15 protein-coding genes are annotated in these 19,507 nt (G+C 55.1%); all 15 read left to right on the forward strand.

Translation table 11 applies throughout. The features are described from left to right. The first annotated feature begins 63 nt into the window (after positions 1-63). The 15 genes from J4772_RS09435 to J4772_RS09505 all read left to right on the forward strand — a co-directional run bounded on the left by J4772_RS09435 (position 64) and on the right by J4772_RS09505 (position 19,507). Complete coding sequence (locus J4772_RS09435) at positions 64-1,785, forward strand: extracellular solute-binding protein (RefSeq protein ID WP_209075032.1); 1,722 nt, start codon at positions 64-66, stop codon at positions 1,783-1,785. A 508-nt stretch (positions 1,786-2,293) separates the two neighbouring features. Then, entirely contained in the window at positions 2,294-3,196 is a 903-nt protein-coding gene (locus J4772_RS09440; RefSeq protein ID WP_209075033.1) for an ABC transporter permease, read from the forward strand. A 13-nt stretch (positions 3,197-3,209) separates the two neighbouring features. Continuing rightward, positions 3,210-4,094: a carbohydrate ABC transporter permease gene (locus tag J4772_RS09445; protein WP_116058734.1), complete on the forward strand. Its 885-nt coding sequence runs from the start codon at positions 3,210-3,212 to the stop codon at positions 4,092-4,094. 383 nt (positions 4,095-4,477) lie between these two features. After that, the gene (locus J4772_RS09450; RefSeq protein WP_209075034.1) at positions 4,478-6,103 is read left to right on the forward strand and encodes a response regulator; all 1,626 of its coding nucleotides are present in this window, start codon (positions 4,478-4,480) and stop codon (positions 6,101-6,103) included. Then, positions 6,100-7,866 (forward strand): cache domain-containing sensor histidine kinase, encoded by a 1,767-nt coding sequence (locus J4772_RS09455; RefSeq protein ID WP_116058736.1) that lies wholly within the window; start codon positions 6,100-6,102, stop codon positions 7,864-7,866. The genes J4772_RS09450 and J4772_RS09455 overlap by 4 nt, the downstream gene beginning before the upstream one ends. Before the next feature lie 12 nt (positions 7,867-7,878). Next, entirely contained in the window at positions 7,879-8,865 is a 987-nt protein-coding gene (locus tag J4772_RS09460) for a substrate-binding domain-containing protein (RefSeq protein ID WP_209075035.1), read from the forward strand. A gap of 27 nt (positions 8,866-8,892) precedes the next feature. After that, positions 8,893-10,167: an extracellular solute-binding protein gene (locus tag J4772_RS09465; RefSeq protein ID WP_209075036.1), complete on the forward strand. Its 1,275-nt coding sequence runs from the start codon at positions 8,893-8,895 to the stop codon at positions 10,165-10,167. A 111-nt stretch (positions 10,168-10,278) separates the two neighbouring features. Continuing rightward, entirely contained in the window at positions 10,279-11,685 is a 1,407-nt protein-coding gene (locus tag J4772_RS09470; protein WP_247741059.1) for an ABC transporter substrate-binding protein, read from the forward strand. Between the two features lie 72 nt (positions 11,686-11,757). After that, a complete protein-coding gene (locus tag J4772_RS09475; protein WP_209075037.1) occupies positions 11,758-12,672 on the forward strand; it encodes a carbohydrate ABC transporter permease in 915 nt (304 codons plus the stop codon). Positions 12,673-12,685: 13 nt separating this feature from the next. Then, complete coding sequence (locus tag J4772_RS09480) at positions 12,686-13,534, forward strand: carbohydrate ABC transporter permease (protein WP_116058740.1); 849 nt, start codon at positions 12,686-12,688, stop codon at positions 13,532-13,534. Between the two features lie 89 nt (positions 13,535-13,623). Further along, entirely contained in the window at positions 13,624-14,742 is a 1,119-nt protein-coding gene (locus J4772_RS09485; protein ID WP_116058741.1) for a GntR family transcriptional regulator, read from the forward strand. Positions 14,743-14,983: 241 nt separating this feature from the next. Continuing rightward, the gene (locus J4772_RS09490) at positions 14,984-16,306 is read left to right on the forward strand and encodes an ABC transporter substrate-binding protein (RefSeq protein WP_209075038.1); all 1,323 of its coding nucleotides are present in this window, start codon (positions 14,984-14,986) and stop codon (positions 16,304-16,306) included. A gap of 74 nt (positions 16,307-16,380) precedes the next feature. Continuing rightward, entirely contained in the window at positions 16,381-17,676 is a 1,296-nt protein-coding gene (locus J4772_RS09495) for a glycoside hydrolase family 125 protein (RefSeq protein WP_209075039.1), read from the forward strand. A gap of 25 nt (positions 17,677-17,701) precedes the next feature. Next, entirely contained in the window at positions 17,702-18,589 is an 888-nt protein-coding gene (locus J4772_RS09500; RefSeq protein ID WP_116058744.1) for a carbohydrate ABC transporter permease, read from the forward strand. Positions 18,590-18,604: 15 nt separating this feature from the next. After that, the gene (locus tag J4772_RS09505; RefSeq protein WP_116058745.1) at positions 18,605-19,507 is read left to right on the forward strand and encodes a carbohydrate ABC transporter permease; all 903 of its coding nucleotides are present in this window, start codon (positions 18,605-18,607) and stop codon (positions 19,505-19,507) included.

Below are 19,507 nucleotides of genomic sequence, written 5' to 3' on the forward strand. Positions count from 1 at the left end.
CGTTCGGCGCTCCGACCTATACTGAAAACAGGCAAACTACTACGTTAAATGAGGAGGAGTAATATGAAGAGATGGAAGGGGACGTCGGGAGCGGCTGCAGGGCTTGCTGCTTTAATGTTATTTGTAAGCGCTTGCTCCGGAACTGAGAACAAGGAGACCAACGGAGGTCAGGCATCCGCGTCTGCGTCAAGCTCCAGCAGCGCGACCGAGCAAACAGAGAATAGCGCCGCTCCGAACGGGCCGCTGGACAAGTACGATCCTCCGATCGAGATTACGACCGTTCGGATCGTTAACGATACGTACAAATACGATGAAGGGGAATCGATCGACAATAACGTCTGGACGCGGACGATTCAAGACAAGCTGGGCATTACCGTGAAGAACAATTGGGTCGTCAGCGGCGACGCGCCGGGCGGCCAGGGCGAGCAGAAGATGAACGTCTCGATCGCTTCGGGAGATTTGCCGGACTTTATCCCGGTTAACTCCCGTCAGCTCAAGCAACTGGTGGAGGCCGATCTGCTGATGGATTTAACCGATGTGTACGAGCAATTCGCCTCGCCGTTCGCGAAGGAAATTCTGAATCAGGACGGACCGAACGCGCTGGCGTCGGCCACATTCGGCGGCAAGCTGATGGCCATTCCGAATACGACCTCGTCGATGGACAATGCGATGCTGCTCTGGGTTCGCAGCGATTGGCTGAACAAGCTGAACCTGCCCGAGCCGCGAACGATGGAGGACGTCTATGCGATTTCCGAAGCATTTACGACGCAGGACCCGGACGGCAACGGCAAGCCGGATTCGATCGGAATTTCGCTGAACAAGGATCTGTACGGCGGTTACGCAGGCGTAGACGGCTTTATGAATGGCTTCCACGCTTATCCGCGCCAATGGATTCAAGACGAGTCGGGCCAGCTCATATACGGAAGCATTCAGCCGGAGATGAAGCAGGCGCTGGCCAAGCTGCAGGAAATGTACAAGAAAGGCGAGATCGATCGCGAGTTCGGAGTGAAGGACTCGGGCAAAGCGGCGGAATTCGCGGCGGCCGGTCGGGCCGGCATGCACTTCGGTCAGATGTGGAATCCGCTCTGGCCGCTCGTAGACAATAAGAAAAACGACAGCGACGCAGAGTGGCAAGCGTATCCGCTCGTATCTGTGGACGATCGCGTCGCGCAGCCGAGAACCGATCTGGCGGTCGGCACGTATTACGCGGTGCTGAAGAAAGCGAAAAACCCGGAAGCGCTGCTTAAAATCATCAATCTGTTCGTCGAAACCGGATGGGGCGAGTCGACCACTCCCGACAATTACGCGGAGCACTTTACGAAGGGCGGCGTCGAGCGCCATAAGTATATTCCGTTCCAGGCGTGGCCGGCGCGCAAAAACTTGGACATTCACCTGCACCTGCTGGAAGCGGCCAACAGCGGCGACAAGAGCAAGCTGAATCCGGAGGAGCAGGACAACGAGCGGCAAATCAGCGAGTATTTGTCCGGCAAGGAAGGCACGGAGCTGGGCTGGGCGTACGAGCGCGTATTCGGCAAGGACGGTTCGTTCAAGGTTATTAACCAATATGTGTCGGGAAATCTGATTTTAGCGAACGAATTTTACGGTGCGCCTACGTCCACGATGGTAGAGAAGGATGCCACGCTGCAGAAGATGGAGCTGGAAGTATTCTCGAAAATCATCATGGGAGATTCGATCGACAACTTCGATAAGTTCGTAAGCGACTGGAAGAAGCTCGGCGGCGACGCGATTACGGCGGAAGTCAACGAATGGAAGGCAGCCAAGTAGGCGGCGGCTGGCGGGGAGGGACTGTCTCGCAGGTAGAGTCATGAAAGATTGTCGATGAACAAAGTGCATGTATTTCCGGAGACCTAATCATGACCCATAAAACTTCCAAATATTTACCGGTAGTTATCTGTATAATCATCGAAGACGCTTGAGTGACATGCAAACCTTTATTTTGGTCGATTTGTACGATTTTCCATACAAACTTCCGTCGTTTGAACCTGATTCGAGTTGCTTTGTGTGGTTTTTCGAACAACGTCCATCGTTTGCTGCTTATTTGAGTTGCTTTGTATGATATTTCGACTAACTTCCAATCGATTGGAAACGTTGAGGGTCATGATTAACCCGAAGACTGCCTTATACGGTCTTGAAATCAACCTTGTCACGGGTTAACCATCCCCCATTTCAGGACCGTATAGCGTCGGAAGGAGATACATGCACGACAACATCCTCATCCTCTATCGATCATCTTTACCGCCTTACACGATAACGAAAGCAGGAGGGGGCAGCGATGCTGCGTAACATGAAATCGCCTTATTGGCCGCTGCATCTGATGCTGCTGCCGGGCTTAATTCTGGTGCTGATCTACAGCTACGGTCCGATGGTCGGAATCGTCATCGCTTTCCAGAAGTTCATGCCGGCCAAAGGGGGATTGTTCGCTTCGGATTGGGCGGGGCTGGACAATTTCCGCTATGTGCTCGATATGCCCGATTCGATGCGGGTGCTTAAAAACACGATCCTCATCGCGATGTTCAAAATCGTCGTCGGCCTGATGGTGCCGATTACCGTCGCGCTGCTTCTGAACGAAGTGCGCAAGGAGCTGTTCAAGCGCGGCGTGCAAACGCTGATCTATTTGCCGCATTTTCTATCGTGGATTATTCTCGGCGGCATTCTGATTGATATTTTGTCGCCTTCAAGCGGCATCGTGAATCAATTTCTCGGTCTCTTCGGCATCGAATCGATTTATTTCCTCGGCGACAATTCCTGGTTTCGGCCAGTTCTCGTCCTGTCGGACGTATGGAAGGAATTCGGATTTAATACGATCGTCTACCTTGCCGCTTTGACTGGCATCAATCCCGCGCTGTACGAAGCGGCCATCGTGGACGGGGCAGGGCGCTGGAAGCAGACGCTGAACGTGACGCTGCCGGGCATGATGCCGATCATCGTGCTGACGATGACGCTGGCGCTGGGCAACGTTCTTAACGCCGGATTCGACCAGGTGTTTAATCTGTACAGCCCGCAAGTATACGAAAGCGGCGATATTATCGATACGTTCGTATACCGGATCGGCCTCGTCGACGCGCAGTACGGTGTGGCTACGGCGGTCGGATTGTTCAAATCCGTCGTGTCGTTCACGTTTATTACCGCATCCTATTATTTGGCCTATCGATTCGCGAACTATCGGATTTTCTGAAAGGAGGGGCAATATGGTCGAGTCTTACTCCCCGGGCAGGAAAGTGTTTATCGGCGCAAACTATGCGGCGCTAGCCTTGTTATCTCTGCTCTGTCTCATCCCGCTGATCCATGTGCTGGCCGTCTCCTTCAGCTCCAGTCAAGCGGCGACCGCCGGGCTCGTGAAGCTGTGGCCCGTCGATTTTACGCTAAGCTCTTATCGCTTCGTGCTGGCCAAGCCGGAGTTTCTGAAGTCGATCGGGGTGACGCTGACGCGGGTTGCAATCGGGCTGACGGTCAACATGGCGTTAACCATCCTTGTCGCCTATCCGTTGTCCAAGGAGGTTGGCCGGTTTCCTTACCGCACGCTCTACGTCTGGATATTCGTCGTCACGATGCTGTTCTACGGCGGTCTTATCCCGCAATATATGATCGTAAAGTATACAGGAATTATGGATTCGATCTGGGCGCTTGTGCTTCCGGGGGCGGTTCCTATCTTTAACGTCGTGCTGCTGCTCAACTTTTTTCGAGGGCTGCCCCGCGAATTGGAGGAAGCCGCATTCATCGACGGCGCGGGCCACTGGACGACGTTGTGGCGCATTATGGTGCCGCTGTCCGCGCCCGCACTGGCGACGCTTACGTTGTTCGCGACAGTAGGCCATTGGAATTCCTGGTTCGACGGCCTTATTTTCATGAACTCACCGGATCATTATCCGCTTCAAAGCTATTTGCAGACGGTCGTCATCAACCGCGATCTCAGCCTCGTCTCTGCGGCGGACATGAAGTCTCTCGCCGAGGTGAGCGACAGAACGGCCAAGGCGGCTCAGATTTTCCTCGGCGCGCTGCCGATTCTGCTTGTCTATCCGTTCTTGCAGCGCTTCTTCATGAAAGGCATCGTGCTGGGGAGCGTCAAAGGCTGACGATATCGGTCATATAAGAGTCGTACAAAAAGATAATCGATAGAGAATGTTGTCGTACATGTATCTCCTTCCGATGCTATACGATACTGAAATCTGAATGGGTAAACCCGTTAAGAGGTGATTTCAGTACCGTATGAGGCGTCTCCAGGAGATACATGTACTTTTTCTTGATCGATTATCCTGTACGACCTTACTTAGGGGGACAGCCCCTTCTTTGTTGTATTTGTCCGCCATAGTAAGATTTTCAACCCAATAAAGAAATTTAACACATTGTTTGCCGGGGCATTCGTCATGTAAAGTTAACATCAAAGGCTCATCTTCCGGCATCTCGCCGGAGCCTGATCGTTGACGACATTCGCGAATGGCACGGGGGTGCAGCATCCATGTACAAAATTATGCTCGTGGACGACGAGAGCGAAGTCAGGGAAGCGATTCGCGAAAGCATCGATTGGCCCCGCCACGGCTACGAGTTCGTCGGCGGCTATGCGAACGGCGCGGAGGCGCTGGAGGCGATATTGGACCATCGTCCGGACCTGGTGCTGTCGGATATTTGCATGCCGCATATGGACGGCATCGAGATGACGAAGCAGGTCGCGCAGGCGGCGCCCGATACGAAGGTCGTCATTCTGACCGGACACGATGAATTCGACTATGCCCAGCAGGCGCTGCGGTTGAAGGTACACGACTTCGTAATCAAGCCGATTACGCCGCGGGAGCTGCGGGCTTTGCTCGACAAAATCAAGATAGAGCTGGACCGGGAGGCGGAGGAGCGCGACAATATGGCCCGGCTGCGCGAACAGCTGCAGGAAAGCCTGCCTCTGCTTAAGGAGCGGTTTCTGGAATGTCTCGTACAGGGGGCGATCGGCGAAGAGGAGGCGGAGCGCAGGTTTGCGTACTTCGGCCTGGTCAAGCCCGTTCCGCCGTTGGTCGCGCTTGCCGTCGATATCGATCAGTTAAACGATGGTTCTCGTGAACGCTGGGAGAACAATCCCGAGCTCCAGCGCTACGCCGCTTACAAAATTGCCTCGGAGACGACGGAAGGCCGGGACGCTCTTGTGTTTCGAACAAAAGAGGAACGGGTCGTCGTACTTCTGTACGGTTTCCCGGAGGAGGGCGGCGAGGCGGAAATCTCTCAGCTGGCGGAATCGATTCGCCGCAGCATGGAGAAGTATATGAAGTTTACGGTAACGATCGGGGTCGGCGCGCCATGCTCCTCGCTTAGCGATATTCCCTGGTCTTACGAAGCGTCGTTGTCCGCGCTCGACTATCGTTTTCTGCTTGGCAACAACCGGGTCATTCGTTTGCAGGATTTGGAGCGACCTTCGTCGTACTCCTGCCCGCCCGACTATGAATGGAATCGCAAGTTCGCGAGCGCGCTGAAGACGGGAACGCATCGGGAGACGCACCAACTGATCGAACAATTTATCGGCCAGCTCAAGTCGTCGCCGCTGCCGCTGGAGGTGTGCTACGTGCGCATCCAGTCGATGATGATCGACGTCGTCAGTTCGATTCACGAGCTGCTCGGAGAGAGCGGGAATTGGCTGCGCCAGTTAGGCTCGGCGCTGCAGCACATCGATAAATTCCACCGGCTGGAGGATGTGGAGGCATGGCTCAAAAATATATCCTGCGAAGCGATTGAACTGATTGCGGATCGCCGCAGCGACCTGTCGCAGCTTCAGGTGCGCAGCGCAATCGAATACATCGAACAGCACTATCGGGAAGAGAGTCTGTCGCTGATGGATATTTGCAATCACGTCCATATGAGCAAAAGCTATTTCAGTACGTTGTTCAAGCAGCATACGGGGCAGACGATGATGGAATACGTCACGCGCATCCGGCTTGAAACGGCGAAGACGCTGCTGCAGGCCAATCCGCCGATTAAAACGTACGATATCGCGGCCGGCGTCGGTTATAGCGATCCGCAATATTTCAGCGTACTGTTCAAGAAGCACGTCGGCGTCACTCCTACCGAATACCGCGACGCGATGGCGAAGGAGTCGACGGCATGATCAAAGGCTGGACAGCCGACACCTTTAAATTCAGAAGCATTCAAGTGAGTCTATCCGTCGCCTTTCTGTGCCTGATTTTATTTTCCATTCTGGTGACCAGTCTGATCTCCTATCGTCTATCCGCGCAGTCGGTCGAACGCAATTCGGAGCACTATATCTCGGAAATCGTGCAACAGGTCAATCTCAACCTGCAATCCTACATTAATAATATGGAGAACATCGGAATTCTCGCGCTGACGAACAAAGATTTGAAATATTACATCGAGAGCACGAGCTTTCTGTTGGAAGAGGACGTCAGGCCGTACGAGAAAAAAATATCCGATCTGTTCCAATCCATACGGGTTACGCGCAAGGATATCGCATCGATTATGGTGTTTGGTTACAACGGCCGCATCGTCTCTGATCGTCGTATCACGAGCCTGAACCCGAGCAGTCGAATCGAGGAGCAGCCGTGGTACAGAGATGCCAAGAAGGGAGGCGGCCGCTCGGTTTTGTCGTCCCCGCACGTGCAGAATCTGATCCAGAACGAGTACCGCTGGGTTGTATCGCTTAGCCGCGAGCTGAAGAGCGCGGACGGCATTACGGGCGAAGGTATTTTTCTAGTGGATTTGAATTTGAGCGTCATCAAGGAAATTTGCAGTCAGATCAATCTGGGCAAAAGGGGCTACGTGTTCATTCTCGACTCGGAGGGCGGCATCGTTCACCATCCGCAGCAGAAGCTGATCGCCAGCAATCTGAAGACCGAGCTGATCGACAGGGTGATGACGACCGGAACCGGCAGCTTTACGGCTGGAGAGGGCGGCAGCAAGCGCATCTACACGATCCAGGAAACCCATTTCGGCTGGAAAATCGTCGGCGTCGCCTATGCGAACGAGTTGATTGTCAATCAGGAGCAGATTCGGATGTCCTATCTACTCTGGACCGTGCTCGCTCTCGTCATCGCGCTGCTGCTGTCCTTTTACTTCTCCGGGCGTCTATCCAGTCCGATCAAACGGCTGCAGCTTCAGATGAAGAAGGTGGAAAAAGGGGATTTCAACGTCCGCACCGAAGCGCTGCCGGAGAACGAGATCGGCCAGCTCGGCCGTACGTTTAACGTGATGGTCGGCCGCATTAAGGAATTGATGGACCAGATTATCCAGAACGAAGACTTCAAACGGAAAAGCGAATTAAAGGTGCTGCAATCGCAAATTAATCCGCATTTTCTGTACAACACGCTCGACTCGATCATCTGGATGGCCGAACGCCGCAAGCACGAAGAGGTGGTGGAGATGACTTCTTCGTTGGCCAAGCTGTTCCGGGCCATCATTAACCGGAACGACGAGACGGTACCGGTACGCATCGAACTGGAGCACATTACGCATTACCTGTCGATCCAGAAGATGAGATATAAGGATAAGCTTGATTTTCAGATCGAGGCGGATCCCGCGATGATGAACTATAAGGTGCCGAAAATCATTTTGCAGCCGATTATCGAGAATGCGATCTATCACGGCATCAAGAACAAACCGGGGCTAGGGATGATTCGCATCGTCGGCAGCGTTCACGAACAGCATCTCGAATTCGTGATCGCGGACAACGGCATCGGCATGGAGCCGTCCCGTCTGGAACAGGTGCTGAAGCCAACGGAAGGGCCGGCGGCAAGTATTGGCATTCGCAACGTCAACGAGCGAATTAAGCTGTTCGGCGGCGAGTACGGAATTCGGATCAAGAGCGAGCTATCGATCGGCACCGAGGTGACGGTCGTGCTGCCAAAGCTGACATAGAGGGGGAGCCGCATGAGTCCGGGAAAACGATCGTTGACGGCGGTGCTGCTGCTTCTGGTTACGGCGCTGCTCATTGTCTACGGCATCGATACGCTGCGGCTGACAAGCGATCGGGGCAAGAAAATCGCCGTTGTGCTGAAGACGTCGGACATCCGTTCCGAATATTGGCGGACGGTGCGCGAGGGAATGGAGCTGGCGGCCAAGGAGTTCGACATCGACATCGAGATTACGGGGACGCTGTCCGATACGGACGCGGAAGGGCAAATCCGGATGATCGGAGAAGCGCTGGCGAAGAAGCCCGCCGCCCTCGTGCTGGGCGTGACGGAGCCGCTCAAGCTCGAGGCTGCGACGCGGGATGTGAGGCGGGCCGGGGCGAAGCTGATTCTGATCGATACGGACGTTCCGGGCAGCCAGCCCGCCAGCCTGGTCGCGACCGATCATGTGGAGGCTGGCCGACTGGCCGGACGGAGTATGATTGCACCGCAGGACAAAGAGACGTTCCAGGTCGCCGTGCTCGGAGACCGCGTCGAAACTTCTGCGCAGGTGGATCGGCTTAGAGGGCTGGAGGAGGCGTTCGCGGAGACTTCAGTCGTCGAATTTCTCGGCAAGCACGAATTCGGAGGGCAAGAGGACGACGCATACGAGCGGACGGGAGAACTGCTCGACCGCTACCCCGCTCTCCGGGGCATCGTCGGCTTGAACGAACAGGCGACAGTTGGAGCCGCGAAGGCGATCAAGGAGCGAGAGTTGGTCGGGAAGATCAAGCTGGTCAGCTTTGACAGCTCCATCTACGAGATCAAACTGCTGGAGGAAGGCGTCCTGCAGGCGACGGTCGTTCAGAAACCGTTTAACATGGGCTATCTGGCGATCGAATCGGCCGCGCGGGCGCTGCGGGGCGTCAAGCTTGATCCGAGGCTGAATATCGAAGCTCAGGTCATTACGAAGGACAATCTGTATACGCAAGGCAATCAAGAGCTGCTGTTCCCGTTGGTGGATTAAGCGGTTTTGAAAGGGGCAACCGAGCGGATGAGTAAATCGTCGATGGCGACAATCGGGCTGTCGCTGCTGCTGACGCTGCTGGCGATCGGGCTGATCGTCCGATACGCGGGCATGGGCGATACCGCCCCGGCAGCGTCGAATATCGAGAAGAAATCGCTGATCAAATTTGTCGCCGCGGAATACAGCACCGCGACTAAGCCGTACTTCGAAAATCTGGTCAACGAGTTCGAATCCGAATATCCGCACATCGACATTGAGCTGCAGGTCATCAACTGGGATATTATCGACAGCGTCTACAAAACGATGATCAGCCGAGACCAGCCGCCCGACCTGATGCTGTCGAATTTGTATGCGCATTTCGCCCAGGACGGGAAGCTTAACCGCATGGACGAATTGCTGTCCTCCGAGCTGTCGGCGAAGCTGTATCCTTTTCTGGCGTATCCGCATAAAGTCGGCGGCGTGCAGTATTCGATTCCGTACGTGTCCACCGTTCGGGAGTTGTATTACAACAAGGATTTATTCGATGAGGCCGGCTTGTCCGAGCCGCCCGCAACCTGGTCCGAGCTGGAGCAAGCGGCGCGTCGGATCAAAACTAAGCTGCAGATCGAAGGCTTCGGCGTCGATCTGTCCGACAACGAGATATGGGCGTATTTGACGTATTTCTTCATCGGCGCCGGAGGGGGCTGGATGAAGGACGGCAAATGGGCTATCAACTCCGAGGCTAACGTCGAGGGACTGGAGTTTCTGAAGCGGCTGTACGAGGAGGGCTTGACGGACGCCGATCCGACCGTGACGACGCGCGACGAGAAGCAGCGCATTCTCGGCAACGGGAAGCTGGGGATGATGATCTCCGGCAACTATTTCGAATCGGTCGTCCCTTACGAGTATAAGGGCCTGAAATGGGGCAAGGGGCCGATTCCCGTCCGCGATGGCGTCGAGCCGTTTGTGTTCGGCGTCCAGGACGTGTTGATCTCGTTCAAGACCGACCATACCGATCGTGAGGCGCTATCCCTGTTCCTTGACTTCCTCTATGAGGATGACAGATACGAGGAACTGATTCTTAGAGAAGGCTTCCTGCCGGTTACGCGTACGGTCGGCGACAACCTGAGTCTGAATAACCCGACGATGACGAAAAATCTGGACGCCTTGAAGCGGGCGATGTTCTATCCGATTCACGATCCGGCTTGGTCTACTGTGCAGGACGCGACGAGAAATATGGGACCGGCCGTGCTGTCCGGACCGATGAGCCCGCGCCAGGTGCTCGACAGACTGCAGGAAATCGCACTCAGTCGCAAACCGTAACGCAGTACTTTTTTCCATGTTTTACAGAAATATATTCGATTCGGATCCTCCTTGATAACGATTATGATGAACATGCAAGCCATCAAACATCGAAATCAAGGAGGTTTTATCGTGTCGAGATTTTTTAGAAAAACGATGACATGGGGTTGTGTACTGCTGATGCTTACCCTTGTTCTGTCCGCATGCGGAGGAAACAAGGATAAAGGAAACGACGCCTCGCCGTCGGCAAGCCCGAAAGCGTCCGAAAGCGCGAAGCCGTCTGAAAGCGCTTCAGGGTCGGAGAGCGCAAGTCCCGAAGGAGTCAAGCTGACCGGAGATTTCGAAATTCAGTATTTTGTCGGCGGATACGGCGACGCTTGGTGGAAGGAAGTAATCGGAGAATTTCAGCAGCTTCATCCGGACTTGAAAATCAAAGAGTCTGCCGGTCCGAAAATCAACGATCAGATGAAGCCGCGCTGGATTCAAGGCAGCCCCCCGGATTTCGTCTACATCGACGGCGCAGGCTCCAACACGAGACAGATGGTGACGGACGACCAGCTGCTGGACATTACAGACTGGTTCAAAACGGTGCAAAACACCGACGGCAAGCTGCTCAGCGACATGCTGATCGCCCAGCCGGAGGAGTATCAGGCGGGCAAGGTTCATGCGGTTCCGCTCGTATTCGGCTCCTGGGGCACGTTCTACGACAAGGCGCTGTTTAAGGAAAAAGGCTGGGAAGCGCCGAAGGACTTCGAAAGCTTCCTGGCGCTCGGAGACAAGATCAAAGCGGATGGCCAGATGAGCGTCTACATCCATACCGGCGTCTATCCGTACTACATCAACGGCGGCCTGCTGGATCCGGCGATCGTCGCGATGAACGGCTACGATACCTCCATTGTGAAGAAGATCAACGCTCTCGAAGCGGGGGTATGGAGCAGCGAGCCGGTCAAGAAGGCGCTCGACAAAATCGTGCAAATGCGCGACAAAGGCTTCTTCGACCAAGGGTCGCCGGCGCTTAACCATACCGACTCCCAATCGCAATGGCTGCAGCACAAAGCGGCGTTCATTCCGAACGGTCTGTGGGTAGAGAGCGAGATGGCCAACGATACGCCGGCCGGTTTCGAATTCGGCTTCCTGCCTTCGATTACGCAGGATAATGGAGGCAAATATGTTGCCAACCCTTACGTCGCTACGGTGGCGATCGCGAAGAAAGCGAAAAATCCGGATGCGGCTAAAGCGTTCCTGCAGTTCCTCTACACGGAAGCTCACGGCAAGTCGTGGGCGGAGCTGTCCAAGGCGCCTTCGAACATCAAGGCGGACTTGGAAGCGACAAACGCGCCTGCGCTGACGAAGGAAGCTTCGAGATTCTATAACTCGGACAGCACGGTCGTTTCTCCGGAGGTCGTCATTCCGGAAGAATTGGTCACCGAGCGCAACAACGCGACGCTGGCGCTGACGAAGGGCGACATTACGCCGGACGAGTGGGTTGACCGCATGGAGAAAGCGACGGAGAAAATCCGCGCGAAGGAAAATAAATAGGCTGCCGATGAACGGAGCGGCGGTCGGGAGAGGCTCCCGGCCCCGCTTCTCGGGCAACCAACGGAGGTCTCTATGAACAACGCCAAACGTACCGGCTCCGCGAAGCGGAAGCGCAACGCGTTCATTCTTACGTTTATTTTACCGACGCTGCTGCTGTATCTCGTCTTCGGTATCTACCCGCTGTTTAAGGGGATCTATCTCAGTCTGTTCGACTGGTCCGGCGGCTCTGAGACGTACAATTTTATCGGGCTGGACAACTTTAAGGAAATGATGAACGATGACGTCATTCCGAAGACGATCCGCAACGACTACATTCTCGTGTTCGGCAAAATTATCGGCTTTATGCTCATTTCCGTCTTTTTCGCGGTGGCGCTCACTCGCTTCAACATCAAAGGCTCGGGCTTCTACCGGACAATTTTCTTCATTCCCAACGTATTGTCGGTCGTCGTCGTCGGGGTGTTGTGGCGCTATGTGTACAACCCGAACGTCGGCTTTCTGAATTCAGCGATTACCGCGATTACGGGGAAAACGTACGATTTCGCCTGGCTGGGCGACAAATGGTCGATTTTCGCCTTGCTGCCGCCTTCGATCTGGGCCGGTGTCGGCTTTACGATTATTCTCATTATCGCCGGCATTCTCGCGATTCCGGCTTCGCTGTACGAGGCGGCCGAGATCGACGGAGCGTCCCAATGGCGGCAATTCCGGCTCATTACGCTGCCGCTGTCGTGGGAGCAAATCAAGACTTCCGTGCTCTGGATCGTCATGACGACGCTGAGCGGCTCGTTCGTCATCGTCTCGATTATGACGTACGAGGGCGGAGTGGACAATGCAACGCAGGTTATGGGCTCCTATCTGTACATGAACGCGTTCAAGTTCGGCAAGTTCAGCTACGGCTCGGCGATCGGCGTCCTGATTCTCATTCTGTCGTTTATTACGACCGTTGCGCTGCAGAAGCTCATGAACCGGGAAAATATAGAATTAACATAGAGGAGCATATGCCATGAAGACGCGAACGAAGTTCAGCGGCGCCCGCTGGCTGATGAAAGTCGGCCTTTTCCTCTGGGCTGTGGGCGTACTGTACCCTGTCATCTGGACGATTATGAGCGCGCTTAAGGACAACCCGCAATTTCTGCTCGGACGGCCGTGGAAGCTGCCTGACCTGCCGCTGCTCTGGTCCAACTTCACCTACGTTTGGGAGAAATACAGCTTCGGCCATTACTTTGTCAACTCGTTGATCATTACGATCGCAAGCACGCTCTTGGGCGCTTTCCTGTCCGCTTCGACCGCCTACGTCATCGCCAGATACGCATTCAGAGGAAGCGGCTTGCTGTATTATTCCTATCTCGCGTATATGATGATTCCGGCGTTTCTCGGAATTATCCCGCTGTTCTTCCTGATGGACGATTTGTACTTGACCAACCGGGCGCTCGGGCTTATTCTCGTCTACACCGTAACGGCCGTTCCGTTTGCCGTGTTCGTGCTGGTCGGATTTTTCAAGCAGCTGCCGAAGGAGCTGGAGGAATCGGCTGCCATCGACGGCGCTTCCCATTACGGAACATTCTTCCGGATTATGCTGCCTCTTGTGAAGCCGGGACTTGTCTCGGTCTCGATCATCACCGTACTGAACATCTGGAATGAATATATATTCGCGCTTGTGCTCGTGAACGACCCGACGAAATATACGATCCCGGTCGCCATCGCCGTCATGCAGAGCGAAATGCAGTACCGCACCGAATGGGGACCGCTGTTCGCCTCGCTGCTCGTCTCGATGGGCCCTGTGCTGCTCTTCTACATGATTTTCCAACGGCAAATCACCGGCGGCATTACAGCGGGTGCGGTTAAGGGGTAGGTTGCAGGCGCGTCCTGAGATTTTCAACTTGATAGGTTTCATGATTTTAGGTATAGTTGATATATCATGATACATCAAGGGATGGTTGAATGGACGGTCCATTGTACGAGCAAATCTATCACTACCTGTTGGAGAAAATCAAAAGCGGCGAGCTGCCCCGGGGCGGGCGAGTTCCATCGGAGAAGGAGCTGGCCGACCAGTTCAACGTCAGCCGCATCACCTCGAAGAAGGCGCTCGAAATGTTGTCCGCGGACGGCCTGATCGAGCGAGTGCAGGGCAAAGGCTCTTTCGTCGCCGAGACGCTGCCCGAGCCGGAACAGATTCAGGGGGCGCGGAAGTCGTATCCGCAAAGCTGGAAGCTGGTCGGTCTGATTCTGCCGGACTTTGCCGACTCGTACGGGCTGCGGATGATTCACGGCGTCGAGGAACGGCTGTCCGAGCTAGGTTGCCGAATGCTGGTGAAAATTACGTACGACAAACGCGAGGAAGAGGAGGAAGCGATTCGTTCGTTCCTCCAGCTCGGCGTGGACGGTTTTATCATCTTCCCGGTGCATGGGGAGCATTACAATTCGGAGCTGCTTCGCCTCGTTCTTGACAAGCATCCGCTAGTGTTCGTTGATCGTTACTTGAAAGGTTTGGCCGCCTGCTCCGTGTATACGGACAACCGTCTGGCGGCGTTCGAGCTGACGAAGCATCTGCTTGACCGCGGACATGAGGAGATCGGCTTCATCTCGCTGCCGGTGGAGAATACGTCGACGATCGAGGACCGCATTCAGGGCTACACGGACGCGTTGATTCAGCACGGGCTGCGGATGAATCCGCAGCATCTGATGACGAACCTGTTCAGCTCCGTACCCCGTTCGTTCGAGGAACGCAACGTGCAGGTCGACTTCGCCAACGTACAAAAATTCGTCGAGATGAACCCGGACTTGACCGCATTCGTCGCCGTTGAATACAATCTGGCGCTTATCCTGCGGGAGGTGCTGTTGTCCATGAATAGGCGCATCCCCGAGGATTGCAGCATTGTCTGCTTCGACTCCCCGCACAGCGCGTTCAACAAGTATTTGTTTACGCACGTCAGTCAGGACGAATTCGCGATGGGACGAGGTGCGGCAGATCTGCTGCAGATGCAATGGGACATGAAGGAGATTTCCTTCAACAACACTGTGCCGTTCTCGATCGTCCAAGGCGACTCTACGACAGCGTAGTTCTACGTTTTCTCTTCTTTACTCCCTAAAACGAAATAGTACCTTTCCGGAAAAAGCTCGAATGCGTATTCGGGCTTTTTCTTATTTGTTCTTTTACTTTTCGGCAAGGAAGAGAGAGAAGATGAGAAAATCATTATGTTGATATATAAGATATTCGTTAAATTTATGTTGACATATTATGTTCTTGGAATTAGTATACTATGTGTAAGCGCTTAATAACTGAGGATAAGGGGCTGTCAAAATGAAAAAGTGGATAGGCATCCTAATAACCTGCGCCATTGTGCTTGCCGTACTGGCCGGGTGCAGCGGCAACAACTCCGGCAACGGAGGAGGAGGGACGGCGTCGTCTTCGAACGGGGGCGGCCTGTCGAGCTCCGGAAGCGGGGACGTCGTAGAGCTTACGTTCTGGGGCGACTGGGGCGGCGAAGGACAGAAGCAGTTCGAAACAATGGTCGACGCGTTCAATAAGTCGCAGGACAAAATTCGCGTGAAGTACGTGCTGCAGCAGGACATGATCACGAAGTTTCTGACGGCGGCAACCTCCGGCGGTTCGCCCGACGTTATGTTCTGGGATCGCTGGCGGACGAACCTGTATGCACCGAAAAACGTTCTGCACCCGATCGACGAATATATGGCCAGAGACGGCATCTCTACGGCGGACTACTACGACGAAGCGCTTAAAGAGCTTTCCCATGACGGCAAGCTGTACGGACTTCCGTTGACGGTAGATGCGCGGGCGCTCTTCTACAACAAGAAGATGTTCGCGGATGCCGGACTGCAGCCTCCGACCAACTGGGAAGAGCTGGCGACCGCCGCCAAGGCGCTCACGAAATGGAACGGAGACAAGCTGGAGGTAGCCGGCTTCTCGCTCGGCGATGCCGGATTGTTCAATATGTATCATCAGCAAGCGGGCGGCCAGATGCTGAACGCAAGCAACGACGCCACCGATTTTAACAACGATAAAGGATTGTCCGTCCTTAACCTCTGGGACCGAATGCTGAACCAGGACAAGGTGTACAAGATCGGTTTCGAGCAAGGGCTGGGCGAAGGCACCGACGCTTTCGTCACCGGCAAGCTGGCGATGAACTACACGGGACCTTGGATGCTAAGCACTTATAAAAAATACGGCCAAGATCTCGACTTCGGCATCGTTCCGCCTCCTGCGGGTCCGAACGGGGACAAAGGAAGCGTCATGGGCGGCTTCGGTCTCGTCATCGGCGAAGGCTCCAAGCATAAGGAAGAAGCGTGGGAGTTCGTCAAATGGTGGCTGGCCAATAAGGACAACGTACTGCTGTGGGCCAAGACGAGCTTGAACATTCCGGGCTACAAGCCTGCGCTCGACGATCCGTTCTTCAAGGACGATCCTTCGTGGCAGCCGTTCCTCGATACGCTCGAGTTTGCCAAAATCCGGCCTCAGCATCCGGGCTACTCCATTATGGAAGGCGACGGTCTCGTGCCGAACCTGCAATTGTTCCTGGAAGGCAAGCAGGATGCGGCGACGACGCTCAAGAAGGCGCAGGAGCAGGGAGACAGATTGCTGAAGGACAATGCGGACGTGAAATAAGCGGCTGCCAAAAAGGAGAGGGAGGTTCGCCTCCCTCTCCTCTATAGAGAGACGACATAAGGGAGTGTGGGGAAATGAAGGTTCAAACGACCGACATGCTGGCAGCGCTGCAGCAATGGATCGCATCGGTGCAGCGGCAATTGCCGCACCGCCCGAAGTCGCAGGCGATGTTCGACGCCTGCATTCGCAATACGATAGAGACGACGTTTCGACAGTTGCAGGACGACACGACATTCGTCATTACCGGCGATATCCCGGCGATGTGGCTCAGAGATTCGGCGGCGCAGGCGAGACCCTATCTGCTGCTTGCGAGATCCGTGCCGGAATTTGAGCATCTGCTGCTCGGAGTCGTGGAGAGACAGCTTCGTTACGTTATTCATGATCCTTACGCCAACGCGTTTAATGAAACCGCTAACGGCCACGGTCACCAGAACGACGAGACGGAGATGACGCCGCTCGTCTGGGAGCGCAAATACGAGATCGATTCGCTCTGCTATCCGCTTCATCTGGCTTACCTGCTCTGGCAAAACGCCGGAACGACAACCCAATTCAACGGCACGTTCAGGAAGGCGGCGGCTCTTATTATCGAGCTGTGGAGAAAGGAACAAAACCACGAACAAGATTCGGACTATCGCTTCGTCAGAAGAAACTGTCCGGTTACCGATACGCTTCCCCGCGATGGCAAGGGCACGGTTACGGGTCCGACGGGCATGACCTGGTCCGCTTTTCGGCCGAGCGACGACGCCTGCGATTACGGTTATCTCATTCCCTCCAACATGTTCGCGGTCGTGGCATTGCGCGAACTGGCCAAGATCGCCCGGGATGTGCTGGGCGACGTCGAATTGGAGACGGAGGCGGAGAGGCTGGCAGCGGAGATCGATGCGGGCATTCGCGCCTTCGGCATCGTGAACCATCCTCAATTCGGCGACATCTATGCCTACGAGACGGACGGGCTGGGCAACTACAAGCTGATGGACGACGCGAACGTGCCCAGCTTGCTCTCGATTCCGTATCTTGGCTATACGGGCAATGACGATCCGACCTACGTTCGCACAAGGAATTTTATTTTGAGCGAGCACAATCCTTACTTTTTCTCGGGGAAGGAAGCAGCTGGCATAGGCAGTCCGCATACGTCGCATCGCTATATCTGGCCGATCGCGCTGGCGATGCAGGGGCTGACGGCGCGGGAGCCCGAAGAGAAGCTGCGACTGCTCGACCTGCTGGAACGCACCGACGGAGGCGCCGGCATGATGCACGAAGGCTTCGATGCGGACGATGCGTCGAAGTATACGAGACCGTGGTTTTCATGGGCGAACATGATGTACTGCGAGCTCGTGCTGGACGTATGCGGCATTCGCGTAGCCGGATGAATTCGAGAAGAAAGGAAGAGCGCACATGATTCGATCCCGCAAGCTGCACGCCCACCAGGCGCGCATGGCGTATCTGTTCATCTCGCCGGCCATTTTGCTGTTCTCCGTTTTTACCGTTATTCCGGTGTTCATGGCCTTTTACTTGAGCTTTACGAATTATGACGTGCTGAGCCGAATGGATTGGGTTGGACTTTCCAATTACCGAAAGCTGTATACGGACAGTTTGCTGTGGCAGACGTTTCGCAACGTGCTGTTTTATACAGTGGTGTTCGTGCCGCTTAACATTCTGACTTCGCTGCTGATCGCGTTGCTGCTGAACAAGGCGATCAAGGGCGTCAAGGTGTTCCGCACGCTGAACTACTTGCCGACGCTGACTTCGGCGGTGGCCGCGGCTACGGTATGGCTGTGGGTGCTGCATCCGGAATTCGGCTTGTTGAACGGCTTCCTGTCCTATTTCGGCGTCACCGGTCCGGCCTGGCTGTCGGAGACGAGAACGGCGATGGCCTCCGTCATTATGGTGACGCTGTGGCAGGCGGTCGGCTCCAACATGGTCATCTATTTGGCCGGTCTTCAGGGCGTGCCGGACTACTTGTACGAATCGGCCAAGCTGGACGGCGCAAATGCGGTTCAACGGTTCCGCTACATTACGTGGCCGCAGCTTAGACCGACGACTTTCCTCGTCAGCACGATGTCGATCATCGGCGCTTTGCAGCTGTTCGACCAAGCGTTCGTGCTGACCCAGGGCGGACCGGCGAACGCAACGAAGACGCCCGTGTATCTCATCTATCAGCAAGGCTTCAATCAACTGCAGATGGGCTATGCATCGGCTCAGGCGTTTGTGCTTGCGCTGGCGATTCTCATTTTCTCACTGATCAACATGCGGCTATCCAAAGCGGAAGAGCCGATCGTATAGGGGGGATGAAAGGTGATGAAAACGACATCCGCCGCCGGCGGCTACAATCCGGGCATTAGCCCGGCGCTGCGTTTGACCGTATTTTATGTGACGGCTACCATCGTATCGCTCGTCATGTTCCTTCCTTTCTTATGGAGCGTGCTCACTTCGTTTAAGCCGGACAATGAAATTTTCGCGTTTCCAATCCGTTGGCTGCCTTCGCATTTCACGCTGGACCACTACAGAGATGCGTTCACGACCGTTCCGTTTCTGAGATATTTCGGCAACTCCTTTTATCTCGCGATTATGGGCGTGCTGTCCAACCTGTTCCTCGGTTCGCTGGCCGGCTACGCGTTCGCCAAGCTGACGTTCCGTCTTAACAAGCCGCTGTTTCGCGTGCTGCTGGCTGCGATGATGATTCCGGGCGTCGTGACGATGATTCCGAGCTTTTATGTGCTGATGCATCTGCCGTTCTTCGGCGGCAACGACTGGACGGGGGCGGGCGGACGCGGCTTGCTGAACTCGTTCTGGGCGATCATCCTTCCCGGTGCGGCGGGCTCGTTCGCAGTGTTCTTCATGCGGCAGTTTTTCCTGACGCTGCCGAGCGACATGATGGAAGTAGCGCGGATCGAAGGGGCGGGCGAGTTCCGGATTTTCTGGCAAATCTACCTTCCGCTGACGAAGCCGGCGCTGGCGACGCTGGGAATTTTCACCTTCCAGGCGGGCTGGAACTCGTTCCTCTGGCCGATGATCGTGCTGAACGATCCGATGAAGCATACGATCCAGATGGGGCTGCAGGCGTTCTCCTACAACCATCAGACCGATTTCGGGCCGATGATGGCGGGGGCGCTCGTAGCGACGCTGCCGATTCTTGTGCTGTTTATTCTGCTGCAAAAATATTTCGTGCAAGGAATTGCGTTCAGCGGCGTCAAAGGGTAG

Source organism: Cohnella sp. LGH (assembly GCF_017671885.1).
GTDB classification, from domain to species: Bacteria; Bacillota; Bacilli; order Paenibacillales; family Paenibacillaceae; genus Cohnella; species Cohnella phaseoli.